Below are 24,881 nucleotides of genomic sequence, written 5' to 3' on the forward strand. Positions count from 1 at the left end.
AGTCACCGGTGCGCGCCCGCGCGGGCGCGGATTTCGGCGGTGTGGACGAAACGTGTTATGGCCGAAGGGTTTCCGGCGGGATGGGTGTGCAGATAGGAGGCATGTACCCGATTCACGATCGCGCCGTCGCGAACAGGTTTCCCGTCGCCCACGCGCCAGCCCCACGCCGGCTCGGCGGTCTCGGCGCGCACCAAACGGGTGCGGTGGAATTCATGGCCGCGAACCCGTTCCCCCGCCCGCCACAGCGCCGAATCCGCCAGCGCGACCGCGTCGCGATAGCCGAGAGTGAGGCGAGGCCCGAACTCGGCGTCGGCGGCGATCACCCCTGCCAAGGCATGCCCGTCCAGCGACCGGCTCAGATACAGCAGGCCCGCGCACTCGGCGTGGACCGGATAACCGCGGGCGGCGAGGTCGCCGACCGCGTCGAGCAGCCCGACATTGGCGGCGAGTTCGGCCGCGTGTTCCTCGGGAAATCCCCCCGGGATCACCAAACCCGCTGTCCCCACCGGCAGTTCGTCACGCAGCGGATCGAAGACCTCGACCCGCGCCCCCGCCGCGACCAGCAATTCGCGATGCTCGGCATAACCGAAGGTGAACGCGGGCCCGCCCGCCATGGCGATGACGGGGCCGTCGCCGTCGGTCGTCGCATCGGCGACGGGCGCGGCCTCTGCGGAATCCGGCCCGACACGAGCCGCCGCGGCGGCGACTTCCGCGCACGCGTCCCACGCGGCGCCGGGAACGGCGCTCGCGGCGAGGCCCGCGACGCGGGCCAGGTCCACGTGGGCGGCGACCAGGTCGGTCATGGCGTCGACCGCGGCGGTCGCGGCGGTGCCGTGTTCCATGGCGGGGATGAGGCCGAGGTGGCGGGAGGGCACCTCCAGGGCCGCCATGCGGGGAAGGCTGCCGAGTACCGGGAGGCCGACTCGGCCGCAGGCGGCGCGCAGGACCTGGTCGTGGCGTTCGCTGCCAACGCGGTTGAGGATGACGCCGCCGAGTCGGACGGAGGTGTCGAAGGTGGCGAATCCGTGCAGCAGCGCGGCCAGGCTCTGACTGTGGCCTCTCGCGTCGACCACCAATATCACCGGCGCGCCGAGGATTCCGGCGACCTGCGCGGTCGAACCCGCCGCGACCGGCCCCGGCTGGTTGTCATCGATCCGCCCGTCGAACAGTCCCATGACTCCTTCGACCACCGCGAGATCGCACCCGCGCGCACCGTGCCGATACAGCGGAGCGACCCGTTCGACCCCGACCAGCACCGGGTCCAAATTCCGCCCCGGTCGCCCGGCAGCCAGCCCGTGATACCCGGGATCGATGTAATCCGGGCCGACCTTGAACGGCGCGACCCGATGCCCGGCCCGCCGCAGCGCCCCGATCAACCCGGTCGCCAAGGTCGTCTTCCCGCTCCCCGACGACGGCGCCGCGATCACCACGGCGGGGACACTCACCATTCGATGCCGCGCTGGCCCTTGCGGCCCGCGTCCATCGGGTGTTTGACCTTCGTCATCTCGGTGACGAGATCGGCGGCCTCGATGAGGGGAACGGGGGCGTCGCGGCCGGTGATGACGACGTGTTGGTTGCCCGGGCGGCGCACCAGGGTCTCGACCACCTCGTCCACGTCGACCCAGCCCCATTTGAGCGGGTAGGTGAACTCGTCGAGGACGTAGAAGCGGTGCTCCTCGGCGCGGATGCGGCGGGCGATCTCCTGCCAGCCCGCCAGCGCCGCGGCGGCGTGGTCCTCGTCGCTGCCGGGCTTGCGCGACCACGACCAGCCCTCGCCCATCTTGTGCCATTCCACTCGACCGCCCGCGCCGGTCTCCTGGTGCAGACGACCCAGGGTGCGGAAGGCGGCCTCCTCGCCGACCTTCCATTTGGCGCTCTTGACGAATTGGAATACGGCCACGTCGAAACCCTGGTTCCAGGCGCGCAGCGCCATGCCGAAGGCGGCGGTCGACTTACCCTTGCCCGGGCCGGTGTGCACGGCCAGGACCGGCTGGTTACGCCGCTGGCGGGTGGTCAACCCGTCGTCGGGAACGGTTTCCGGCACGCCCTTCGGCATCGTCTCTCCTCGTCGGTCGATCCATCACGCGGCGCGTGCGGCCTCGCCCCGCCCCGCGCGCACGATCCCGGCGACCGCGTCGCCGGTGAGCTCGGCCAGCCGCACGCAGCCCCCGCGCAGTTCGCGGGCCAGTTCGGCAGCGAGTCCGAGCCGGACCACGCCGCGTTCGCAGTCCACCACCATCGCGGTCACGGTGTCGCGGGCCAGCAGCGCGGCGGCGGCACGGGCGCGCGGCAGCGGATCGACGCCGCCGGTGGCGCGGCCATCGGTGAGCAGTACGAGCATGGGGCGCCGACGCGGGTCGCGAACCCGCTCGCGCCGCACCACCTCCCGCGCCTTCAACAGTCCGGCCGCCAGCGGCGTCTTGCCCCCGGTGCGCAGATCGGCGAGCCTGCGCACCGCGATATCGATCGAGGAGGTGGGCGGCAGCACAAGTTCGGCCTCCGCGCCGCGCATCGTGATCACCGCGACCTTGTCGCGCCGCTGATAGGCGTCGCGCAGCAGCGTGACGACCGCGCCGGTGACCGCCGAGAGCCGATCACGCGCCGCCATCGACCCGGAGGCGTCGACCAGGAATACCACCAGATTGCCTTCGCGCCCTTCGCGATACGCGCCGCGCAGATCCTCGGCGGCCAGTTCCAGCGGCCCGGTCGACCGCCCGCGCCGGACCTGGTGGGGCGCGGCCGCGAAGACGGTGCCGAGCAGATGCAGCCCCGCGGAGGTGTCGGCGCTCGCCCGAACCGTGCGACCGTGCCTGCTCTCGGCGCGCGACCGGCGACCGGGCGCGCCCTCGCCGACACCGGGCACCTCCCAGCGCGGCGCGGCAGCGGCCGTGGCAGCCGGTGCGCCCGTGCGATTCTCGCGTGCACCGCCGCCGCGCGGACCGTCCGGCGGGTCCTGCGGGCCGTCGGGGCCGTCGTCGGGTGGCCCGCCGCCATCGGGCGAACCGTCCCCGCGCGACTCGCCCTCGACCTCGGTGCCGGGATCACGAGACGAATCCTGTTGCGGTGCGGTCGATTCGGCATCGGCACCCGCGCGGTCGACATCCTCGGCCGCCTCCCGCATGGCGTCGTCGAGCTGATCCTCGCTGATGCCGGGTGCGTCGAAGGGATCGCGCCGACGCCGGTGTGGCAGGGCCAACTCCGCGGCGACCCGCACATCCTCCTCGGTCACCAGCGCGCTGCCCCGCCACGCGGCGTGCGCCGTCGCCGTACGGGCCACGACCAGATCCGCGCGCATTCCGTCCACGTCGAAGGACGCGCACAGCGCCGCGATACGGCGCAGTTCGGCATTGCCGAGCGCGGTCGTACCGACCCGTTCGCGGGCGCTCAGAATCCGCTGCGCCACTTCGCGATCCTCGGCGGCGTAGCGGGCCGCGAAACCGGCCGGGTCCGCCTCGTAGTCGAGACGGCGCCGCACCACCGCCATGCGCACGTCCACATCGCGGGAGGCCACCACGTCCACAGTAAGGCCGAAGCGGTCCAGCAACTGCGGCCGCAGTTCCCCCTCCTCCGGATTCATGGTGCCCACCAGCACGAATCGGGCCGGATGCGAATGCGAGACGCCGTCGCGTTCGATATGCACGCGGCCCATCGCCGCCGCGTCGAGCAGTACGTCCACCAGGTGGTCGTGCAGCAGGTTGACCTCGTCGACATAGAGCACGCCGTGGTGGGCGGCCGCCAGCAGTCCGGGCCGGAAAGCCTGCTCGCCGTCGCGCAGTACCCGTTCCAGGTCCAGCGAGCCAACCACGCGGTCCTCGGTGGCGCCGACCGGCAGTTCCACCAGTCGCGCGGGCCGTGCCCCGCTCTCGTCCACCACGGGCGGCAGCAGTTGCGCCAGCGCGCGCACCACCGTGGACTTGGCGGTGCCCTTCTCTCCGCGCACAAGCACGCCGCCGATTCCGGGATGCACCGCGCACAGGATCAGCGCGAGTTGCAGTCGCCGCTGGCCCACCACCGCGGAGAACGGAAACCCGGGTTCCCCGTCGCCCTGTGGCGCGGCGGACCGGGACGACAGTGCGGTTTGCTCGGCATGGGACACGGACACGCCCTCAGACTATGCGCGCCACCTCGCCCTACCACCGGCACCCCGTCCCATCTCGCATCCGCGCCCGGATCGATGGTTATCCCCTGCGCATGGGTAGGTGCATGATGCCGTCGTCGTCGAATTCCTCGCCGTCGGGCTGGAAGCCGAACTTGGCGTACATCTCGACGAGGTAGGTCTGGGCGTTGATGCGGACCGTACCGGACCCCACCTCGGCCAGCGCCGCCTTCACCAGCCGGGTGGTGTACCCGTGCCCGCGCAAGGGGGCGGCGGTGCACAACCGGCCGATGCGGAAGCTCTTGACCCCGTTCTCGTGCTCCTCGAGCAACCGCAGTGTGGAGATGACGGTGCCCTCGTCATCGAGCCAGAAGTGCCGCGTCTCCGGCAGCAGATCGAGTCCGTCCAACTCCGGATACGCGCACTTCTGTTCCACCACAAAGACTTCGACCCGAAGTTTCAACAGCTGATACAGGGTGGCGGTGTCGAGATCCTGCGCCCATGACCGTTTGAGAGCAACCGTTGACATCATCGAGTCTTGCTATCACACCTACGACGTCGATGCGACCGCAACGCGCTCGGTCGTGGTCGTCACCACATCGGTGAGGTTCAGCGTCTTGGAGGTCCAGTCCCAGACCTCCCCGAACAGCGACTGGTTCTCCGACAGCTTCACGCCCAGCGACGGGATCATGGTGCGCAGCTTGGGGGTCCACTCACCGTATTCGCGCGGGAAACAGCGCTGGAGGACGTCGAGCATGGCGGTGACACAGGTCGATGCGCCCGGTGAGGCGCCGAGCAGACCCGCGATGCTGCCATCCTCGGCGGCGATCACGGCCGTGCCGAGTTCGAGCACGCCGCCCACACCCTTGCGGCGGATGATCTGCACGCGCTGGCCCGCGGTGATCAGTTCCCAGTCGCGGCCGTCGGCGCGCGGGACGAACTCCTCCATCGTGTACACCTTGCCCGCCCGCGACTTGAGCAGTTCCGAGACCAGGTATTTGACCAGCGACAGCTCCGTCACGCCGACGCCGAGCATGGGAGTGAGGTTGCCCGGACGGATGGACTTGAACAGGTCGCCGTTGCCGCCGTCCTTGAGGAACTTGGGCGTCCAGCCCGCGTACGGGCCGAACAGCAGGCCCGCGCGGCCGTTGATGACGCGGGTGTCCAGATGCGGTACCGACATGGGCGGTGCGCCGACGGCGGCCTTGCCGTAGACCTTGGCCTCGTGCTTGCCGATCAGCTCGGGGTTCGTGCAGCGCAGGAACTGCCCGCTGACCGGGAAGCCCGCGAAGCCCTTGATCTCCTTGATGCCGGACTTCTGCAACAGCGGCAGCGCGCCGCCGCCCGCGCCGACGAATACGAACTTGGCGTGCACGGTCCGCACCCGGCCGGTGCGGACATTGCGCACCTTCACCACCCAGCTGCCGTCGGATCGCTTGGACAGGTCGCGCACCTCGTGGCCGAAGGCCAGATCCGCGCCCGTCGAGCCGAGGTAGGCGAGCAGTTCCTTGGTCAGCGAACCGAAGTCGATATCGGTGCCCGCGTCGGTCCAGTTCAGCGCGACCGGCTCGGAGAAGTCGCGCCCGCGGGCCATGAGCGGCAGGCGGCGACGGAACTCGTCGGGGCTGTCGATGTACTCCATACCCGCGAACAGCGGATGCCGGACCAGCGCTTCGTAGCGCTTGCGCAGGTATCGCACGTCGGATTCACCGTGCACGAAGCTGACGTGCGGAATGGGGTTGATGAACCGGGACGGATCGCCGAGCACCCCGGTCTCCACCGCGTACGCCCAGAACTGGCGCGAGACCTGGAAGCGCTCGTTGATGTCGATGGCCTTGCTCACGTCGACCGATCCGTCGGCGTTCTGCGGGCTGTAGTTGAGTTCGCACAGCGCCGAATGGCCGGTGCCCGCGTTGTTCCACGGGTCGCTGCTCTCGCCCGCGGCGGCGTCGAGACGTTCGAACAGCGAGATCGACCAGTCCGGCTGCACCTGACGAAGCAGCGCACCCAGGGTTGCACTCATGATTCCGGCGCCGATGAGGACGACATCGGTCTTTTCAGTCATGGCAGCGTTCGACACGGGTAGATCGACTTCCTTGTCACTTCGGCGCGGCCCCACCGGCTTGGGGTGGGTCTGGTTGGGCACGGGCGCTATGCGGTTGTCGCGAGCGCGGCGTGAAGCCGCGGCTCGACGGGTTGGCGGACAAGAGGTTACCCGCCGTTCACCTACTGCCAATTGTGCACCTCACGCACCGGATACCCCGAAGCGAGCCGAGTAACTGTGACATAGATTCCTTCCCGTCCCGCACTGCCGATCAAGGCGTTCGTCGCCTAGATTGGGGCAGGTGACCGAGCAGACCTCCCACAGCGTGTCGGATATCACGGACGGAACCGGATGGGGCCCCGACGTGCTGGGCGCGGGATACGAACAGCGGACCATCGCCCTCGGACCGGACCCCGACGGCGAGGGCGAGGCGGTCGCCACCCTGGTGCGCCATCGGCCCGATATCGCTCCCACCGGCACCGCCGTGCTCTACCTGCACGGGTTCACCGACTACTTCTTCCAGCGCCACCTCGCCGAGCACTTCGCGGAGCGGGGCCACCACTTCTACGCGCTCGACCTGCGCAAGTGCGGCCGCTCGCGGCGCGCGGACCAGACACCGCACTTCGTGACCGATCTGGCGTACTACGACGCGGAACTGACCGAGGCGCTGCGCATCGTGCGCGAGGAGACCGACCGACCCGTCCTCGTGGTGGCGCACTCGACCGGCGGTCTGATCGCCGCGCTCTGGCTGGACCGGCTCAACAAGGCCGCGGGCGCGTTCGCCTCGGGCGTGACGGGACTGGTCCTCAACAGCCCCTGGTTCGATCTACATGGACCGGCCTACTACCGCACCGTCGGCACCCCGTTGATCAACGCCCTCGGCCGCTTCCGCCGCATGTTCACCCTGCCCGGCGCGGAGATCAGCACCTACGGCGACAGCCTGCACACCTCGGTCGCCGGTGAATGGGACTACGACCTCGACTGGAAGCCGCTGGCGGGATTCCCGGTGCGCTTCGGTTGGCTGCGCGCGATCCGCAACGGTCACGCGCGCCTGCACCGCGGACTCGACATCGGGGTGCCGTCGCTGATCCTGCGTTCCCGGCTGACCCGGTTCACCCGCGAGTACGGCCCGCACGCCGACGTCGCCGACGTGGTGCTCGACGTGCGTCAGATCCAGCGCTGGTCGGGCTGCCTCGGCGACCGCACCAACATCGTGCCGATCGAGGGGGCGCGCCACGACGTGTTCCTGTCCTCGGCCGAACCCCGCGCGAAGGCGTTCGCGGAAATGGACAACTGGCTGGACTGGCTGGCGGCCCACCGTGTCGAATCGGCCGCGGCCGAATCACCACAGGCTGGTGCGTAGCACGATCTCGGTGGCGAATTCGTGGTCGGCCTCGGTCGCCACGTTCTCGACGTCGACGTCGACCACCCGGAACTCGCCGTAGACGAACCGGCCGGAACCCTCGGCCACCGACCGCGGCAGGTTCTTGGTCGCCAGCACCGTGACCGGCAGCTCCATCGGACGGCAGGACGGGTCGGCGACAGACCCGTCCGCCCCCGGGGCGGCCGGATGCCCGCGATCGGCCACGGTCAGACTCGAGAAGCGCCCGAACGGCCCGGCGCAGAACCGCCAGGCCAGCGCGGCGCCCGTACCGCGGGCGGCGACATTGGCGTAGGGCACGGCGAGTTCATCGAGGATCGCGTGCACCGCCGGTCCGTCGAGCCCTTCCACGGACTCCACGACGACCGTGCGCAGATCCGAGTTGTGCAGGCGGGCGCACACCTGGTCGAAGACGTCCGCCGGGTCCGCGGCGTCGGGTAGCAGCAGCACGGTGTGCCGCGTTTCCGGGCCGTCGACCCGTACCGTCCAACTCCGGTCACCGACCGTGATCCGACGAGATTTCATGCCGGAGTACGCTACACCGCCGACCTGAACCGGAGCGCGTGTTCTGGCCCGGCTGTGGCCGGACACTCGCCGCGCGCGGGTCGTGGCCGCTATCACGACCGGGCCGGGCCGCAGCGGACCTCACGCCGGATGCGCCCCCGGCACCGGTGTGCCCAGCCGCGCGCGCAGGGTCGGCAGATCGCTCGTCGCGCCCGCCGTGATCAGTTCCTCGATCCGAGCGATGTCCAGATGTTGTTCCACGAGATCGGCGAGCAGATCCAATTGCGCCGAACGCACATCGGCGACCGAGACGTCGTCGGCGACGAGGTAGTCGAAGCGGCCCGCGCGATCGGCGACCACCCGCAGCCAGGCCCGCCGGAAATCGTCGGATTCGAGCAGTCCGTGCAGGTGGGTGCCCCACACCGCACGCCGCACGCTGCCCTCGGGCCGACCGTCGACCTCGAGCCAGGCCGGATCGCCACTGTGGGTGACCCGCCCGTGGTGGATCTCGTAACCCGACACCCCGATTCCGGTGGTGGCGACCCGGCCGACGCCGTGCCCGGTGACCTGCCGCAGCACCTTCGAGGTATCGAATTCGATCTCCAGATCCAGCAGACCGAGTCCGTTCACCACACCCGCGTCGCACTCCACCCGGTCGGTGATGTGCTTGCCGAGCATCTGATAGCCCCCGCAGATGCCGAGGATGGGACGGCCGACGGCGGCGCGCTCCCGTAGCGCCTTGGCGATACCGTTGCGGCGCAGCCATTCCAGGTCCGACACGGTGGCCTTGCTGCCGGGCAGCACCACCAGGTCGGCGTCGGCCAGCCGCGACGGTTCGGTCGCCCAGCGCACCGACACCCCCGGCTCGCAGGCCAGCGCCTCGACATCGGTGGAATTGGAGATCCGGGGTAGTCGGACCGCGGCGACGGTGAGCCATTCACCGCCTACCGGCGGGCGCGGGCGGCCGACGGCCGCGTCGGCGACGGTGCCGAGGGAATCCTCCGCGTCGATCCACAACTCCTCGGAATAGGGAATGACTCCGAGGGTGGGACGTCCGGTCAACTCGGTCAGCCGGTCCAGACCCGGCCGCAGCAATTCGACGTCGCCGCGGAACTTGTTGACGACGAAACCGGAGATGAGCCGCTGGTCCTCGGGGTCGAGCACGGCGAGGGTGCCGAACAGATGGGCGAGCACGCCGCCGCGGTCGATATCGCCGACCACGAGCACCGGCAGCCCGGATTCCCGGGCGAGCCCCATATTCGCCAGATCCGTTGCCCGCAGATTGATCTCGGCGGGCGAACCCGCGCCCTCGCAGATCACCACGTCGAATTCCGCGCGCAGCGAATCGAGTTCGGCCGCGACGATTTTACGCAGGCTCTGCCGGTGCCGGAAGTAGTCGCGTGCGCCGACCTTGCCAACGGCCTTGCCACGCACCACCAGTTGCGACTTGCGCTCGCTGCCAGGTTTGAGCAGCACGGGATTGAAGCGGACGCTGGGTTCGAGTCCGCAGGCCAGCGCCTGTAACGCCTGGGCGCGGCCGATCTCCCCGCCGTCGAGGGTGACCACGGAATTGTTCGACATGTTCTGCGCCTTGAACGGCGCGACCCGCACGCCCCGGCGGGCCAGCAACCGGCACAGTCCGGCCACCACGACGCTCTTACCCGCATCGGAGGTGGTGCCCGCGATCAGCAGCGCGCCCTTCACGGTGCCACCGTCGCCGGACCGGCGTGCGCGCCGGTCACGGCAGGGTCAGGATCTCGGCGCCGGTCTCGGTGACTACCAGGGTGTGCTCGAACTGGGCCGTCCATTTGCGGTCCTTGGTAACCACCGTCCAGCCGTCGTCCCAGATCTCGTAGTCGATGCTGCCCAGGTTGATCATCGGCTCGATGGTGAAGGTCATGCCCGGTTCGATGATGGATTCGACGGCGGGCTGGTCGTAGTGCAGGATGACCAACCCGCTGTGGAAGGTGGGACCGACACCGTGGCCGGTGAAGTCGCGGACCACCCCGTAGCCGAAGCGATTGGCGTAGGACTCGATCACCCGGCCGATCACGTTTAGCGCGCGACCCGGGCGCACCGCCTTGATGGCGCGCAGGGTGGCCTCCTCGGTGCGCTCCACGAGCAGGCGCACGTCCTCCTCGACCGCACCGGCGAGGAAGGTCTTGTTCGTATCGCCGTGCACACCGTGGATATAGGCGGTGACGTCGATATTGACGATGTCACCGTCCTCGACGACGGTCGAGTCGGGAATGCCGTGGCAGATCACCTCGTTCAGCGAGGTGCAGCAGGATTTCGGGAAACCCTTGTATCCGAGTGTCGACGGGTAGGCGCCGTGATCGCACATGTACTCGTGGGCGATGCGGTCGAGTTCGTCGGTGGTCACCCCCGGCGCCACCGCCTTACCGGCCTCCTCGAGCGCCCGGGCCGCGATTCGGCCCGCGATACGCATCTTCTCGATGGTCTCGGCGGTCTGCACCCACGGCTCGCGCCCCTCGTTCACGGTCTTCTTCCACGCGTACTCCGGGCGCTCGATCGCGCGCGGGACCTCACGCGTGGGCGACTGCGTACCGGGTACGAGCGGTTTGCGGGTCCGAACAGACATGCAACAAGACTATCCGGCCCGGGGCCTCACCACCCGGGGGTGCCTGATCGGAGGCTCAGACCCGCTTCGCGGTGACGTTCACGACCGTCTGCGGCACGGTCTCGTCCAGCGGAATTCGCCTGTCGGCGGGCACGGTTCGGCCTGCGGTGATTTCCACCTCCGGCAGTTCCACCGTATCGGCCGATTCGACGGCCACCGGGAACCGCGCATAGGGCGGGCGGCGGAGTCGGAATACGAAATACGCCGTGCTGGAGAGGAACAGAGCGCAGGCGAGCAGGGACAACAGGGCGACGAGGTCGGTGTCGAAGGGGGATGCGGGCCGGGTCGACGCGATATCGGCCACCCGGTCGGTTCGGCGTTGGCGGTCCGAGGCGGCGGCCGCCGGTCCGTGCCCGACGGTGTCCGGGACGGGTTGTTCGACGGCGCGCGGCGGATCGGGCTGTCCCGGTGCGTCCGCGGCAACGGCGACCGGTCCGGGGACGCGGTGGGCGGCGAGGTCCGCGGCGACGGCCCGGAACCAGGTCAGGACCAGTTCGGTGGCGGAACTGCCGTCGGGATTGAAGCCGGGATCGGCGTAGTCGCCGTGGCGGCGCACGGTATCGGAGTAGCGCAGCCACAGGGCGGGATCGAGCAGTTCGGCGGCCTCGGCGCTGAGGTAGCCGAGGGCGTCGAAGCTCGTGGCGACCAGATTGAACACCGTGCGGCGGGGCAGGGGACGGCCGGAGGCGGTGACGATCGCGGAAACCATGCGGTCGATTCCGGCCGGCGGGTCCGGTGCGTCCGCGATATCGGCGACCTCGTCCGGGGTGAGCGCGACCCCGATCATGGCGAGCAGGGTGTTCAGCGCGCTGGTCCCCAGTTTGAGCAGGGCTTCGCGTTCCTGTTCGGCATCGTCGACTCGGGGATCGGCGGCCTCGGCCAGCCGCACGCTCAGCGGTTTCTCCGGTGTCAGCGACAACGTGCCCAACGAATAGCCGTCCAGGTCGTGATTGACCACGGTGACCGCCGCCCGCCCGACGGCGCTGGAAAGGGCCGTCGAGATCGAGGTCAGCGCGGCCACCGGATCCGTCGGCACGAGTTCGGCCTGGCCGAGGATGTCCACGATCATGTGCAACAGCGGCGTCCGGGCGGGCGCGTCGCAGGCGAGGTCGCCCGGGACACACAGCGAGGCGATCCGCCCGGTCAGCGCGCCGAAGTCGGCGGCGATATCGCGCAGCGGGCCGATGCCGCCGCCGGTGAGCGCGCCCTGGGTGAATTCGGGGACGGCATTCAGTTCGGCGCCGGTGGTCCCTGGCGCGGGATCGGGGTGGGCCCGCCCGGGCAGTCCGGGAAAGACGGGGGCTCCCGGCGAACGCGTCGGGTCGGCCAGCAGGGCCACCGCCGCGACCCGATCCGCGGACACCGCGCCCGCGCCGTCGCCGACCTCGCGAGCGAACATCGACACCACGTGCGCGCCTTGGGAATAGCCGATGAGTCCCAGCTGGGATCGCGGGCAGCGCTCGGCGACCGAACCCGCCATCTCCCGCAGGCGCGTCAGGCCTTCGGTGGCCGAATCCGAGTACGTCACATCGGTTCCCGGCGTCGCGCCGCCGAAACTCGCCGAGTACGGCACGTACGCGCGGTCGACGAGACGACCGTCACCGAGTCCGGTCAGCGGCGCGAGTACCGACGCGAGCATGCCCGTGTCCTCGGTGCGGGAGGCGTCGGTCGATGACTGCCCCGTTCCCTGCACGCCGAGCACGAAAAGGGCGGGGCACGTGGCGGATATCCGCACGCCGTCCTCGCCCGCGCCCGGGGGCTGTCCCGACGCCGTCGCGGCGACCGGCATGGTCACCGAGACGAGGAATGCACCGACCGTGCGCGTCGCCGCCCGACGAGCACACTTCATCCTGACCTCCGGGTTCACAGAATCGCTGCGATCGAGAACGAGTTCGCGCGCTAGGGCACCAGGAGTCCGATGACCAGATCGACGATCGCGCCGACCAGCCGTCCGACGATGCTCAACAGCATTTCGAGTCCTCCCGCCCACGGGTGACGCGCCGATCGCGCCATCCCCGGTATCCGGTCGCGACACCGGAATGCCCGCCTCGTCGGTCACGTTCGAGATCGTGCGAGGCGGGCATTCCGGTCAGGTCGGACGAGGCGGGATCACCCCGCCTCGACACACGGCGCTCAGAACAGCGCGCCGCCGAGACCGGTGATCACACCGGCGAGGCTGTTCACCACGTTGCCGACAACCCCGAGCAGACCACTGAGCAGACCCATCTTCTTAGCTCTCTTTCGTCGGATTCCGATGTCCGGTCCGAACGTTCGTCCGGACCTCACGTGATCGCGCCCCGCACTCACATCGCAGCCGCGAACCGCCCCGACCGGACGCCGCGCACCACAGCAGGTCGGAGAGGCACAATCACCCCGTATTCGACGCGCTCCGCCATACGGATGGCTGCCGGTCGCAATCGGTAGTCGTTATCGGAGGACGCGGGCGGAGGTTTGCCGGGTCCGCCGCGGCCACACACCGACGGCGGCGCACCGTCGTAGAGAACCTGCTCGCGACGATCGAGCTGTTCGGCGCCGAGGTCGCGCCACGAATTCGCCGAGTCGCCGGGTGAGTGTATTTCGTCACAGTGCGCCGAATTTCCTGGCCGTCAAGTCTGTTGTAGCCCATCCGATTCCGTCATCCTGTCACTATCGACACCACGACATCGACGTCAGGGATCACCGCGATGGACACCGATCACCCTGGACCCGGACGAGCCGTCCTGGACCTCACCGCACTGCTGGGCACACTCGACTGCCACGACCCGGATTGGGCGGGCAGCTCGGCGGGCAATGCGCACACCGCCATGCAGCGACATCGGGAATGCCTGGTCGGTGAATGTGTCACCAAGACCGCCGCCTTCATCCGCCTGCGCGACGAGGGCCGCCTGACCCCGGACCCGAGCCGGACGCCCTAGCGGGTCAGCCTGGCCTCGAAGGCGATGCGGTCGCCGCGGTAGAGCGCCCGCACGCGTTCGATGGGCACGCCGTGCTGGTCGAGGCTGCGGCGGTGCAGCAGCAGCAACGGCAAAGAGGTCGTGCAGTCGAGCAGACCGGCCTCCCGTGGCGAGGCGAGTACGGTCTCGATGCGCTCGGTCGCGCTGTCGTAGATCACACCGGTCGCGCGGACGGCGGCGTAGAGGGAGGTCGTCGGGTCGTAGCCGCCGCGCAGGTCCGCAAAACGCGCGAGCGGCATGTAGGTGCTCTCCAGACCGATGCGCTCGCCGTCGGCGAGCAGTACCCGTTCCAGATGCATGACGGTCGCGCCGGTCCGCAGGCCCAACGCGCGGGCGGTGTCGGCGTCGGCGGGGACATCGTCCCAGGTGACGAGCAGACGACCCGGAACCCGTCCGTAGCCGATGGCGCCCTCGGTGTAGGAACGCAGTGACAGCGGCTGCACCATCTTGGGCCGCGAGACGACCGTGCCGCGCCCCTGACGCCGAATCCGCCCTTCCACCAGCAGATCCCGCAGGGCTTGACGCACGGTTTCGCGGGCCACCTCGAAGCGCACCGCCAGATCGCGTTCGGAGGGTACGGGATCACCCTCCTCCAGATCGTCGATGATCCGTTCCAATTCCGTGCGCACCGCGTACGACTTGGGCATTCGGCCCGAGCGCGTCGAATTCGGCGTCACCCCCGCTGCGTCCATGGCACCAGCGTACCGCAATGGTCTATACCAATTGTTTACCGAGCGTTCGCATCGGTAACATCCATCGGTCTAGACCATTTGCGACGATGGTCGCATGCGATTGGTCATCATCGGCGGTGGGATTCTCGGCACCGCCCACGCCTTCGCCGCGGTCACCCGAGGTCACGAGGTCGTCCACCTGGAACGGGAACCCGAGGCGCGCGGCGCGACCGTGCGCAATTTCGGTCTGGTGTGGGTGTCGGGCCGGACCACCGCCGAACTCGATCTGACGCTGCGCTCGCGCCAACTGTGGGAGGAGATCGGCGGACGGGTTCCGGCGGTGGGTTTTCGCCCCTGCGGATCGATCACGCTGATCCGCACCGAGGCCGAACTGGATGTCGCCCGCGCCGCCGTCGCCGCTACCGACGCCGGGGCACGCGGCTTCGCGCTGCTCGATCCCGGCGAGGTGCGCGCGATCAACCCGGCGCTGCGCGGCACATTCCTCGCCGGGCTGCACTGTTCGACCGATGCCGCGGTCGAATCGCGTCAGGCGTTGCCCGCACTGCGCTCCTACCTCACCGCCACCGGTCGCTACACCTTCCACCCGAGCACCGAGGCCAGGTCGGTCACCGATACCGGTTCGGGCGCGACGGTTCTCGACGACCACGGCCACCGCCACGAGGCCGACCTCGTCCTGCACTGTCCCGGCGCCGCGCACACCGGACTGACCCGCGAACTCGCGGGCGAACTCCCCGTGCGCCGGGTGCGGTTGCAGATGATGCAGACCGCGCCGCTCGGTGAACCGCTGACCACCGCCATCGCCGACGGCGACAGTTTCCGCTACTACCCGGGTTTCGCCGGACCCGCGGTCGACCGCCTGACCGCCGAACAGTCCCAGACCGCCGTCGCCGCCGAACACGCCATGCAGCTGCTGTGTGTGCAGCGCCTGCACGGCGGACTGACCATCGGCGACACCCACGAATACGCGGAGCCGTTCCCCTTCGACGTGGACGAGTCGCCCTACGACCACCTGACCGAGGTGACCGAGGAATTGCTCGGCCGCCGACTGCCGCCGATCGTGCGGCGCTGGGCGGGCGTATACAGCCAGAGTGTCGATCCCGCCGCCATCGTCACCAGAGTCCGTGCCGCCGAGCACATCCGGGTGATCACCGGACCCGGTGGCCGCGGCATGACCCTCGGCCCCGCCATCGGCGCGCAGACCGCCGACCTTCTCGACCTGTGAGGTGACCGCCGTGTCCGACAAGCCCATTCAACTCGCCGTCCTCGATATGGCCGGTACCACCGTCGCCGACGGCGGACTCGTCCTGCGCGCCTTCGAATCCGCGGCCACCGCGGGCGGTATCGCGCCGCGGGGTCCCGAACGCGACCGTGCCATCCGCTACGTACTCGACACCATGGGCCAGTCCAAGATCGAGGTCTTCCGCGCCCTGTTCGGCGACGAAACCACCGCCCGGGCCGCCAATTCGGCCTTCGAACACGCCTACGACGCACTCATCGACGAGGTCGATATCAGTCCCGTCCCCGGTGCGGCCGAGACCATCGCCGCGCTGCGCGAGGCGGGCGTCAAGGTCGCGCTCACCACCGGATTCAGCCGCGGCACGCAGGACAAGCTGCTGGACGCGCTGGGCTGGCGCGATATCGCCGACCTGACCCTCGCCCCCGCCGAAGCCGGCCGCGGACGGCCATACCCCGATCTCGTCCTCACCGCACTGCTTCGCCTCGGCGTCGACGCCGTCGACCGCGTCGCGGTACTCGGCGACACCACCAGCGATATCGCCACCGGCACAGCGGCGGGCGCGCGCATCGTCGCGGGCACGCTGACCGGCGCGCACGGCGCCCGGGATCTGCGCGCCGCGGGCGCCACCCACATCGTCGAATCGGTCGCGGATTTCGCGCCGATCGTCCTGTCCTGATCCCTTCCCCTGTCCCCCGTCCCTTCGATCAACCCCTCTCTCCTCAGCGAAAGTTGCTCTGCCGTGCGTACTTCCACAACGCGCCTGTCCAGAATCCTGTCCACGACCGCGCTGCTGCTCGCGGCCGCGACCACGGTGACCCTCACCGCGGCCTGCGGCGGCACCGGATCGGGCGGCTCCGGCGACCAGACCGTCACGGTCTACTCCGCCGACGGTCTCGACGACTGGTACAAGGTCCAATTCGACAAGTTCAAGGCACAGACCGGCATCTCGGTCGACGTCGTCGCCGCCGGATCGGGTGAGGTGGTGAACCGGGTCGAGAAGGAGAAGTCGAATCCGCAGGCCGACGTCGTGGTCACCCTGCCGCCGTTCATCCAGAAGGCCGCGGCCTCCGATCTGCTCCAGCCGCTCGGCATCGACACCTCCGCCTTCCCCGATTCGGAGAAGGACCCCAAGGGCCGCTACGTCAGCCTCGCGGGCAACTACCTCAACTTCATCGCCAACCAGGCGGTGGATTCGAGCAAACTCACCTGGGACGACCTGCTGAAACCGGAATTCAAGGGCAAATTGCAGTATTCGACGCCCGGTCAGGCCGGTGACGGCACCGCGGTGCTGATCCTGCTCCAGCAGCTGCGCGGCAAGGACGGTGCACTGGACTACCTGAAGCAGTTGCAGGTCAACAATGTCGGCCCGTCCTCGTCCACCGGCAAATTGCAGCCAAAGGTCGACAAGGGCGAACTGCTGATCGCCAACGGCGACGTCCAGATGAACATGGCCTCGATCAAGGACAAGGGGTCGACGTTCCGCATCTTCTTCCCGGCATCGGCCGACGGCCGCAAGCACACCGTCGCACTGCCCTACTTCATGGGCCTGGCCAAGGGCGCCCCGCACGCCGACGCCGCCAAGAAGCTGATGACCTTCCTGCTCAGCAAGGAGGTCCAGCAGAGCCTCGGCCCGGACGCCTTCGCCGTCTCCGCGCGCACCGACCTCAAAGACGCCGCGGCCAACGGACCGGCCGCGCTCATCCAGGGCGTCGAGGTCGTGCGCCCGGACTGGTCGGCGGTCCTGACCGATCTCGACACCGACGTGGCCGCCTACGAGAAGGCCATCGGAGGCTGATATGAGCCCCGGTGCCGACGCGCTGACCCAGCGCGCCAGAACCGCATCGTCCACCGTGCCCCGGACGGGCGCCATCCCCGGATCCGGGGAGCCCGCCATCGTCTTCGACCGCGTCGGGGTCCGCTACGGCGCGGGTCGCAAGGCGACCATCGCACTGGCCGATTTCAGCCTGCGCGTCGCCGCCGGGGAAACCGTCGCACTGCTCGGACCCAGCGGTTCGGGCAAGTCGACCGCGCTCAAAGCGCTGGCCGGATTCGTCCGGCCCAGTTCGGGCACGGTCCGGCTGGCCGGTCGCGACGTCACGAATCTTTCACCCGCCGCACGCGGCATCGGCGTTGTGGTCCAGTCCTACGCCCTGTTCCCTCATATGACCGTGCGGTCCAATGTGGCCTTCGGCTTGAAGGCGCACCGGGTGCCACGCCGTGAGATCGGTCCCCGGGTCGTCGAGGCGCTGGACATGGTCGGGATGTCCGGCTATGCGGCCCGGTTGCCGCGCGAACTGTCGGGCGGTCAGCAGCAGCGGGTCGCCATCGCCCGCGCCCTGGCCATCCGGCCCGCGGTACTGCTGCTGGACGAACCGCTGGCCGCGCTCGACGCGCAACTGCGCCAGTCGATGCTCGGCGAGCTACAGCGGCTGCGTACCGCACTGCCCGACACCGCCATGCTGTACGTCACCCACGACCAGTCCGAGGCGCTGGCGCTGGCCGATCGCATCGCGGTCATGCGCGAGGCCCGGCTCGTCGACGTGGACACGGCCGAGAATCTCTGGCAACGTCCGCCCAGCGATTTCACCGCCGCCTTCCTCGGCGGCGCGAATCTGGTGTCCTGCACCGTGAATCGCGCCTCCGAGGGGGTGGCCCTGGTCACTGCCGGTGCGCACACCCTGCGCGCCGAGGCCCCCTCGCCCGGGGTGGGACGGCAGTGGGAACCGGATTCGGCGGCATTGCTGTGCGTGCGTCCGCACACGCTGTCCCTGGTCGCCGCCGACGCGCGCGACGCGCTGGGCGCGAGGGTCATCGAGAACGTGTGGCGCGGTGCGTCGAGTCGGGTGCGGCTGAGCGTCGAGGGGGTGGCCGAGGACATCGCCGTCGACGTGTCGGGGCGGTGCGCGGCCGGGATCGGCGACGCGGTCGGGGTCCGTTTCCCCGATCCGGCCGGCGTCCTTATCCCCACTCCGCTCGGCGCGGACGAGTCGGGAGCACGGCCGTGAGGGGGCTCGTGGTCCCGGCCCGACCCGTGCGGAACGGCCACGCGGAACGGGGCCGGTCGTGACCGCACTGCTCGACCCGCCCGCCGAATCCGCGACCACGCCGCCACCAACGCCGCACCGCCTCCGCGCGGTGCTGTTGGCGCTGCCGCCGATCCTGGTCGTCGTCGTCATCGCCTGCTATCCCATCGCCCGGGTGCTGGCCGAATCCACGGTGACCCCCACCGGCCGCGGGACCTCGGTGTGGACCCATGTCCTGACCTCGGCCTCCTTCCGTGACGCCCTGTGGCGCACCGTCGGTATCGCCGTCGCCTCGACCGCGGGCTGTCTGGTGCTCGGCACCTTCCTCGGGGTGGTGCTGGCCTTCGTGCCCTTCCCCGGGTCGGCGGTGGTGGGCCGTTTGATCGATACGATCCTCACCCTGCCGTCGTTCCTGGTGACGCTGGCCTTCACCTTCCTCTACGGCACCGCGGGCGCGCTCAACGCACTGATCAGCCGGATCACCGGCCGTGACACCCCGCTCGTCGACTTCCTCACCACCCCGCTCGGCGTCATCGCCGCCGAGATCACCTTCTTCACCCCGTTCGTGGTGCGGCCGTTGCTGGCAGCCTTCGCGCAACTGCCGCGTGAACAACTCGACGTCGCCGCGAGTCTCGGCGCCTCGCCGTGGCGGGTGCTGCGCCAGGTGGTCCTGCCCGAGGCGTGGCCCGCGCTCGCGGCCGGCGGCAGCCTGGTCCTGCTGTTGACCCTCAACGAATTCGGGATCGTCCTGTTCACCGGCGCCAAGGGCGTGCTGACTCTGCCCGCGCTCATCTACACCCGCGGCATCGTCACCTTCGACCTGCCGGGCGCCGCGGTCATGGCGACCGTACAGGTGGCGCTCTCGTTGACCTTGTATGCGGGCTACCGGATCGTGTTCGCGCGCGTCACCGCGCGGAAGGGAGACTGACCGTGCTGGTGTGGACCCGCACCGGAAAGGCCGTGGTGCTCACCGTCTTCGGCCTCGTGGTGACGATCGTGTTCCTCGCGCCCATCGCCACCGTGCTCGCGGCGGCGCTGGCAGGCAGTTGGACCGGGCCCCTGCCCTCCGATCTCGGCATCGCCAACTTCCGCACGGCGCTGTCCGGCGACGGCGCGGCCAGTCTGTCGGTCAGTCTCCAGACCGCGCTGCTGGCGGGCGCGGTGGCGCTGGTACTCGGCACGTGGGCGGCGCTGGCGGCGCGCGAGACGCCGTCATGGTGCCGCAGGCTCACCGACGCGGTCTTCCACCTGCCGGTCGCCGTGCCGTCGGTAGCCATCGGGTTGGGTGTGCTGATCGCGTTCAACGAACGGCCCCTGCTGCTCGGCGGCACCAAATGGATTGTCATCCTCGCGCATTCGGTGCTGGTACTGGCCTACACCTTCAGCGCCGTCGGCGCGGCGCTCGACCGGCTCGATCCCGGCTACCGGCAGGCCGCGCAATCCCTCGGCGCCGGACCGGTCCGGGTGCTGACGCTGGTGACGCTGCCGCTGCTGCTGCCCGCGCTCGGCGCGGCGGCGGGACTGTCGATCGCCCTGTCGATGGGGGAACTCGGCGCGACCATCATGGTCTACCCGGCCTCGTGGCGGACGCTGCCGGTGAGCATCTTCGCCCAGACCGACCGCGGCGAGGTCTTCGACGCCGCGGCGGGCACCTGTCTGCTGGTCATGGTGACCCTCATCGCGCTGATGGTGTTGGGACGGTTGCGGGGTCGCGCGGCGGTGCGATGATCTTCGCGGCACGCCGCATTCGCCGCGACATCATTAGGATCGAGACGTGTCCCTGCTCCCCATGATCTTCACCGCGGGCTGGGCCAGCGGGATCAATGCCTATGCGGTGGTGCTGCTGCTCGGATTGGCCGGGGTCACCGGCCTTTCCGATGAGGTGCCCGCGGGTTTGCAGCGCACCGACGTGTTGATCGCCGCGGCCGTGCTGTTCCTCGTCGAGGCGGTGGCCGACAAGATCCCCTATCTGGACACGTTCTGGGACGCCCTGCACACCGTGGTGCGCCCGGCCTCGGGCGCGGTGGTCGCGGCGCTCATCGCCGGGTCCGACGGTTCGCTGCCCGAACTCGCCGCGGCGGCGGTCGGCGGCACCGCGGCATTGGCGAGTCACGTGGTCAAGGCCGGGTTGCGCATGGCGATCAACACCTCACCGGAACCCGCGAGCAATATCGTCGTCAGCACCGCCGAGGATCTGGGCGCGAGCGGCATGATCGTGCTCGCCATCTTCCACCCCGTCGCCGCGGCGGTCGTCGCGGGCATCCTGCTGCTGCTCGGACTGACCCTGGTGTGGTTGCTGGCCAGTCGAATTCGGCGCTACCGCAGACGCCGACGCGAGCGACGAGAACAGCGGCGCGCGGCCGCGGCGGTGTGACACGCCGCGGAAATCGCCTTGCGTCCCGAACGCGCCGCCGCCACCATCGGACGATGGACACCACCGGCCCCGCGGCGGTCCCGCCCCAGCGCTTCGACATCGACGAGTTGCTGATCCGTCGCTGGCGCCACGACGACCTCACCGCGCAATACGAGGCCATCCTCGCCTCGCACGAGCATCTGCACCCTTGGATGCCGTGGGCCGCCGCCGAGCCCTCCCTGGAACGTCAGCGCGCGTTCATCGCCGACGCCGCCGCGAACCCGCCCGACGGTCGCGGCGATCACTTCTACGGCATCTTCGATCACGACGGCGCGGTGCTCGGTGGCATCGGCCTGCACCACAGGTCGGAGCCGGGAACCGCGGAGATCGGCTACTGGTGCCATGTCGACCACACCGGCCGGGGCGTGATCACCCGCGCCGTCGCCGCGCTCACCGGGATCGCATTGAATCTCCCCGGTATCCGCCGCGTCGAGATCCGCTGCGACGAGGCCAATGTGCGCAGTGCCGCGGTGCCGCGCCGGCTCGGCTACCGGCTCGATCGCATCGAAACCCGCGCACCGACGGCGCCCGCGGAATCGGGGCGCGTCATGGTGTGGCAGACAACTCGCGACCGGACATCGAATTCGTAACGCGATTCGAATTCGTATCGCTCGGGAGTCGAACGGCGGGCGTGCCGCGCCAGTCGACCACGCGGCACGCCGGGCGAGGCGCGCCGTTGCGCCCGCCGTCCACGATGCCCGGCGAAATACCGTTCTCGGCGGGCGGCACCTCGGGTAGCGGCCCGGCCGGGCAGTGCCGACGTGATCGATTCCGCCTCGCCGAGAGCTACTGTTCCGGCAGTCGACGACGGCCACCGACCACGTCGGTTACCAGATCAGTGTAACCGTCGACGAGTTCGGCCAGGTGATACCAATGTTTATGGGTATTGCCGCTGCGCGGCCCCTCGACATCGATGGCTTGATTCGCATCGACCCAGCTACGCGCCATTCGATCCACGACGGCGCCGAGGCTTTCGGTATGCAATATCGCACCGTAGCGATCCTGCGGGATCTCCTGCGCGATCCAATCATTGATATCATCGATGAGTTCACCGCGCCGGCTGTCTATTTCGGCGACCATGAACGCATCGCGCACTTCCGCGCGTCGCGCGTGCAGTTCCGCGAGCGCGTGCGCCGAGCGCAATAGTTCACGATCTTGAAAGCGGCGCCCTTGGAATGCGCACAATATCTGCGGAGCTGTGGGCAACACCCCGACTGTCGGCGCGCTCATCGGCACGCCCGAAAATTGCCCGACACCAAAGCTCTATATACCAACATGATTGGCTCTCGATTCGGTTATCCCGGTCATAGGATCGGTAGTACACAACCAGGCTAGCTGGATCATGCGCTTACGGATGCAAGAACGCAAGATTGCGTCCTACATGCTGCGTCTTCGGTGTTCTCGCGGCGTGTCGTCTGCCGCCCCACACCACCCTTCGCGGCCGGGAAACGCGAGACCCGGTGCGAGAGGGCGTATTCCAGATCCCGTCTCCGCCTCCGCCGCACCCACGCGTAGCAGTCCGAGCACCGCTTTCCGGGCCGGTTCCGGCCTCGATCACGGTTTCGCAACGACAACCCTCCTCGACAGTCTGGTACGGCGTCCGGACTCTCGACGGGCGTGGCCGTGTTGTCGCTATCCGAGGCAATCGAATTGAGGTTGTCGTCGGCTGGACAAGCTGGCGGCGGTGCGGGCGTTGAAGCTGCCGGCGGACTTTGTTCGCCGACGCGAGTGAGAAGCTGGTCGATGCGTGGCGGGCTCGTGTCGTCAGCCGAGCCGGCTCCGATGGTTAGTCCTCGGGGCCGGCGACCAGGTATTCCTTCAGCAAGATCTCGCCGGGCTCGAGATCCGGGAACTCCCGCTCGGCGGGCCCACTGAGAAATCTGATCTTGATGAAAGCGTCAGGATCGACATCGGCGAACGGAGCCAGCGAGAACCGCTGCTTGTTCTGGAACTTGTCGAGCAGTTCGATCTCGAGGTTGTCGCTGCCTTCCACGCCGTGCTTACGGATGAGGGTAGCCAAGGTAGGCCGTTCGGGGACGCTGTCGAGTAGCCTCGTGTAATGGCTGATCGACTCTTCATCGCTGACTCCGCCGATGATCTGGATCTTGGTGATCAACATATTCTCCCCTCAAGGGATGTCGCGAGAACAGGCTTGCTGTCCGAAAGTCTCACCGACAGTGTGCCTACTCCCGAGCGGGAGTAGGCACACTGTCGGTGGTTCTGCTGACCGTGGACCGCGAAGGTACGGTATCGACCCACCTCTCAGTGAGGGTCGGCCGATGGATGTCACCTCGTGGATGAAACTCACCGACGACGGATGCTGATGCCAAGTACTCGAACACCAGAGACGCGATACCCCCGCCGGCACCGGCGCCCCGCAGCCCCGCCCGGCCGGTGACGCGCTCGTGCTGGACCTGCCCACGGCCCCGACCCGGTCACTGGATGCTTACAAGATAACTCGAGACGGGAGCGCCTCGTGACGACAACACGATCGAAAACCGTTGCTCCCGAACCAGTCCCGGACCTGGCCTCCGATATCGATGCCGGGTTACGGCGGCTCGAGCTCGCTACGGTCCGCCGCACCGCGCCCGAAGTCCTGCACGTCGCGAAAAACCCAGCGGTGGACCCCCGAAGAGCTGCCACGCTGTTCCCCGATGGTGCAGCACGAGATCGCGCGCGCCCAGGCCGCCGCCCGCGGCGCCCAGTTGCGTGACGCGGCCCACGAACACGACTGGGCAGGTCAGCACGATATGTCGACTCCGGCCCGGGTCACCTGCCCGACCTGCGGTTCGAACACCACCGGCGGCCGGTTCTGCGGTGCGTGCGGCACCGCGCTGCACATGCCCTCGCAGTGCCGCGGCTGCGGTCACGAGGTGCGGACGGGTTCGGCCTTCTGCTCCAATTGCGGTCAGGCGCAGTAGGTCCGGCCTGCTTCTTCGACCCGGCGCCGATCACGGGGCCGGGTCGCGTAGGACACAGCGGAAGCCGAGGTGGCCGGTGGCGGTGTCCTCGGTCTGGCCCTGCCGGGCCGAGGGCCGATAGCGCAGGCAATAGTTCGCCGCGCACAGATACGACCCACCTTTGACGACACGACGGGGGAAGCGTTGTGCCGCTTCCGGTTCCGGAGAGTCGACCCTCGGATTGCGCGGGGCGCAGCAGGTGGGGGCGGGGTGAGCGGAACGGAAATAGTCGAGGGTCCACTCCCACACGTTGCCGGTCATGTCGAACAAGCCGTAACCGTTGGGAGCGTAGGTGCCGACCGCGGTGGTGCCGGGTGTGCGCGACTGACCCCGGCCCGGGTCGAAGCGCCATGGAAAGGCTCCGACCCAGATATTGGCCATCCGGCGACCCGTCGGTTCGAATTCCTCGCCCCAGGCGTAGGTGGCCGAATCGAGTCCGCCGCGGGCGGCGTACTCCCATTCGGCCTCGGTGGGCAGTTGCTTGCCCGCCCACGCCGCGAACGCCTCGGCATCAGCGTAGGCGACCTGGGTGACAGGGTGGCGGTCGAGTCGCTCGAGGTTGCTGCCCGCGCCGCGCGGACGGCGCCAGCTCGCGCCGGGAACATATCGCCACCATCGACGCCAGTCGTCCAATGGCACCGGGCCCGCCGTCGGCCGGAATACCAGCCCGCCGGGGACCAGGCTTCCCGGGTCCGCGTCCGGGTAGTCCTCGGCGGCGGGAGTCCTCTCGGCGACGGTGACATAGCCGGTCTGTTTCACGAATCGCCGGAACGCGGCATTGGTGACCGGGTGCGCGTCGATCAGGAACGAGTCGACCTGCACCCGGTGGACCGGCCGTTCCTCCGGGAAGTAGTCCCGCGAACCCATCGTGAAATCGCCACCGGGCACCTTGACCATCCCGCGACCGACCTCCGCGTCCCGAGCCATCGGCACTCG

The 24,881-nt window shown here is 69.2% G+C and carries 24 protein-coding genes; 11 read left to right on the plus strand and 13 right to left on the minus strand.

Translation table 11 applies throughout. The features are described 5' to 3' along the window. Positions 1-2 precede the first annotated feature (2 nt). The 5 genes from APZ21_RS16860 to mqo all read right to left on the minus strand — a co-directional run bounded on the left by APZ21_RS16860 (position 3) and on the right by mqo (position 6,176). Positions 3-1,448, minus strand: coding sequence for a cobyrinic acid a,c-diamide synthase CobB (locus APZ21_RS16860; protein ID WP_054814230.1), 1,446 nt, complete (start codon positions 1,446-1,448; stop codon positions 3-5). Then, positions 1,442-2,056 carry a cob(I)yrinic acid a,c-diamide adenosyltransferase gene (gene cobO, locus APZ21_RS16865; RefSeq protein WP_054814231.1) on the minus strand — a complete coding sequence of 205 codons (615 nt, stop codon included), beginning with the start codon at positions 2,054-2,056 and terminating at the stop codon, positions 1,442-1,444. The genes APZ21_RS16860 and cobO overlap by 7 nt, the downstream gene beginning before the upstream one ends. 24 nt (positions 2,057-2,080) lie before the next feature. Then, positions 2,081-4,072 (minus strand): VWA domain-containing protein, encoded by a 1,992-nt coding sequence (locus tag APZ21_RS16870; RefSeq protein ID WP_054814422.1) that lies wholly within the window; start codon positions 4,070-4,072, stop codon positions 2,081-2,083. 106 nt (positions 4,073-4,178) lie between these two features. Beyond that, complete coding sequence (locus APZ21_RS16875; protein ID WP_054814232.1) at positions 4,179-4,628, minus strand: GNAT family N-acetyltransferase; 450 nt, start codon at positions 4,626-4,628, stop codon at positions 4,179-4,181. Positions 4,629-4,646: 18 nt separating this feature from the next. Further along, positions 4,647-6,176 carry a malate dehydrogenase (quinone) gene (gene mqo, locus APZ21_RS16880; RefSeq protein ID WP_275426212.1) on the minus strand — a complete coding sequence of 510 codons (1,530 nt, stop codon included), beginning with the start codon at positions 6,174-6,176 and terminating at the stop codon, positions 4,647-4,649. Between the two features lie 265 nt (positions 6,177-6,441). Between mqo and APZ21_RS16885 the strand changes: the two genes are divergently transcribed. Beyond that, a complete protein-coding gene (locus APZ21_RS16885) occupies positions 6,442-7,503 on the plus strand; it encodes an alpha/beta hydrolase (protein ID WP_082393172.1) in 1,062 nt (353 codons plus the stop codon). Here the strand turns inward: APZ21_RS16885 and APZ21_RS16890 are convergent. From APZ21_RS16890 to APZ21_RS16905, 4 genes are all read right to left on the minus strand, one after another. Further along, positions 7,483-8,046: a hypothetical protein gene (locus APZ21_RS16890; RefSeq protein ID WP_054814234.1), complete on the minus strand. Its 564-nt coding sequence runs from the start codon at positions 8,044-8,046 to the stop codon at positions 7,483-7,485. The genes APZ21_RS16885 and APZ21_RS16890 overlap by 21 nt on opposite strands. A 120-nt stretch (positions 8,047-8,166) precedes the next feature. Beyond that, a complete protein-coding gene (locus APZ21_RS16895) occupies positions 8,167-9,729 on the minus strand; it encodes a cobyric acid synthase (RefSeq protein ID WP_054814235.1) in 1,563 nt (520 codons plus the stop codon). Between the two features lie 34 nt (positions 9,730-9,763). After that, positions 9,764-10,627 (minus strand): type I methionyl aminopeptidase, encoded by an 864-nt coding sequence (gene map, locus APZ21_RS16900; protein WP_054814236.1) that lies wholly within the window; start codon positions 10,625-10,627, stop codon positions 9,764-9,766. A 55-nt stretch (positions 10,628-10,682) separates the two neighbouring features. Beyond that, complete coding sequence (locus tag APZ21_RS16905) at positions 10,683-12,515, minus strand: cutinase family protein (RefSeq protein ID WP_054814237.1); 1,833 nt, start codon at positions 12,513-12,515, stop codon at positions 10,683-10,685. An 835-nt stretch (positions 12,516-13,350) separates the two neighbouring features. Between APZ21_RS16905 and APZ21_RS16910 the strand changes: the two genes are divergently transcribed. Continuing rightward, on the plus strand, positions 13,351-13,581 hold the full coding sequence (locus tag APZ21_RS16910; RefSeq protein ID WP_054814238.1) for a hypothetical protein: 231 nt from the start codon (positions 13,351-13,353) through the stop codon (positions 13,579-13,581). Here APZ21_RS16910 and APZ21_RS16915 read toward each other — a convergent pair. After that, positions 13,578-14,312, minus strand: a complete 735-nt coding sequence (locus APZ21_RS16915; RefSeq protein WP_054814239.1) for a GntR family transcriptional regulator — start codon at positions 14,310-14,312, stop codon at positions 13,578-13,580. The genes APZ21_RS16910 and APZ21_RS16915 overlap by 4 nt on opposite strands. Positions 14,313-14,406: 94 nt before the next feature. Here APZ21_RS16915 and APZ21_RS16920 point away from each other — a divergent pair, with 94 nt between their 5' ends. The 8 genes from APZ21_RS16920 to APZ21_RS16955 all read left to right on the plus strand — a co-directional run bounded on the left by APZ21_RS16920 (position 14,407) and on the right by APZ21_RS16955 (position 21,575). Further along, positions 14,407-15,534 (plus strand): TIGR03364 family FAD-dependent oxidoreductase, encoded by a 1,128-nt coding sequence (locus APZ21_RS16920; RefSeq protein WP_054814240.1) that lies wholly within the window; start codon positions 14,407-14,409, stop codon positions 15,532-15,534. A 10-nt stretch (positions 15,535-15,544) separates the two neighbouring features. Next, the gene (locus tag APZ21_RS16925; RefSeq protein ID WP_082393198.1) at positions 15,545-16,225 is read left to right on the plus strand and encodes a phosphonatase-like hydrolase; all 681 of its coding nucleotides are present in this window, start codon (positions 15,545-15,547) and stop codon (positions 16,223-16,225) included. Positions 16,226-16,288: 63 nt separating this feature from the next. Then, the gene (locus APZ21_RS16930) at positions 16,289-17,344 is read left to right on the plus strand and encodes a 2-aminoethylphosphonate ABC transporter substrate-binding protein (protein WP_156371124.1); all 1,056 of its coding nucleotides are present in this window, start codon (positions 16,289-16,291) and stop codon (positions 17,342-17,344) included. 1 nt (position 17,345) lies between these two features. Continuing rightward, complete coding sequence (locus APZ21_RS16935; RefSeq protein WP_082393173.1) at positions 17,346-18,554, plus strand: ABC transporter ATP-binding protein; 1,209 nt, start codon at positions 17,346-17,348, stop codon at positions 18,552-18,554. Between the two features lie 58 nt (positions 18,555-18,612). Next, a complete protein-coding gene (locus APZ21_RS16940; RefSeq protein ID WP_054814241.1) occupies positions 18,613-19,500 on the plus strand; it encodes a 2-aminoethylphosphonate ABC transporter permease subunit in 888 nt (295 codons plus the stop codon). Between the two features lie 2 nt (positions 19,501-19,502). After that, complete coding sequence (locus tag APZ21_RS16945; RefSeq protein ID WP_054814242.1) at positions 19,503-20,300, plus strand: ABC transporter permease; 798 nt, start codon at positions 19,503-19,505, stop codon at positions 20,298-20,300. Positions 20,301-20,346: 46 nt separating this feature from the next. Beyond that, positions 20,347-20,946: a DUF4126 domain-containing protein gene (locus tag APZ21_RS16950; RefSeq protein ID WP_054814243.1), complete on the plus strand. Its 600-nt coding sequence runs from the start codon at positions 20,347-20,349 to the stop codon at positions 20,944-20,946. A gap of 53 nt (positions 20,947-20,999) precedes the next feature. Beyond that, a complete protein-coding gene (locus tag APZ21_RS16955; RefSeq protein WP_082393175.1) occupies positions 21,000-21,575 on the plus strand; it encodes a GNAT family N-acetyltransferase in 576 nt (191 codons plus the stop codon). A 196-nt stretch (positions 21,576-21,771) separates the two neighbouring features. Here the strand turns inward: APZ21_RS16955 and APZ21_RS16960 are convergent, their stop codons facing one another. Together APZ21_RS16960 and APZ21_RS16965 are read right to left on the minus strand one after the other, a co-directional pair. After that, positions 21,772-22,215 carry a DUF4254 domain-containing protein gene (locus APZ21_RS16960; protein ID WP_054814244.1) on the minus strand — a complete coding sequence of 148 codons (444 nt, stop codon included), beginning with the start codon at positions 22,213-22,215 and terminating at the stop codon, positions 21,772-21,774. Between the two features lie 556 nt (positions 22,216-22,771). After that, positions 22,772-23,104: a hypothetical protein gene (locus APZ21_RS16965; RefSeq protein WP_054814245.1), complete on the minus strand. Its 333-nt coding sequence runs from the start codon at positions 23,102-23,104 to the stop codon at positions 22,772-22,774. Between the two features lie 535 nt (positions 23,105-23,639). Here APZ21_RS16965 and APZ21_RS36190 point away from each other — a divergent pair. Then, the gene (locus APZ21_RS36190) at positions 23,640-23,906 is read left to right on the plus strand and encodes a double zinc ribbon domain-containing protein (RefSeq protein WP_054814246.1); all 267 of its coding nucleotides are present in this window, start codon (positions 23,640-23,642) and stop codon (positions 23,904-23,906) included. Positions 23,907-23,936: 30 nt separating this feature from the next. Here APZ21_RS36190 and APZ21_RS16975 read toward each other — a convergent pair whose 3' ends face one another. Then, positions 23,937-24,872 (minus strand): formylglycine-generating enzyme family protein, encoded by a 936-nt coding sequence (locus APZ21_RS16975; protein ID WP_054814247.1) that lies wholly within the window; start codon positions 24,870-24,872, stop codon positions 23,937-23,939. Positions 24,873-24,881 lie beyond the last annotated feature (9 nt).

This window comes from Nocardia arizonensis (genome assembly GCF_001310275.1).
In the GTDB taxonomy this organism is placed as follows: Bacteria; Actinomycetota; Actinomycetes; order Mycobacteriales; family Mycobacteriaceae; genus Nocardia; species Nocardia arizonensis.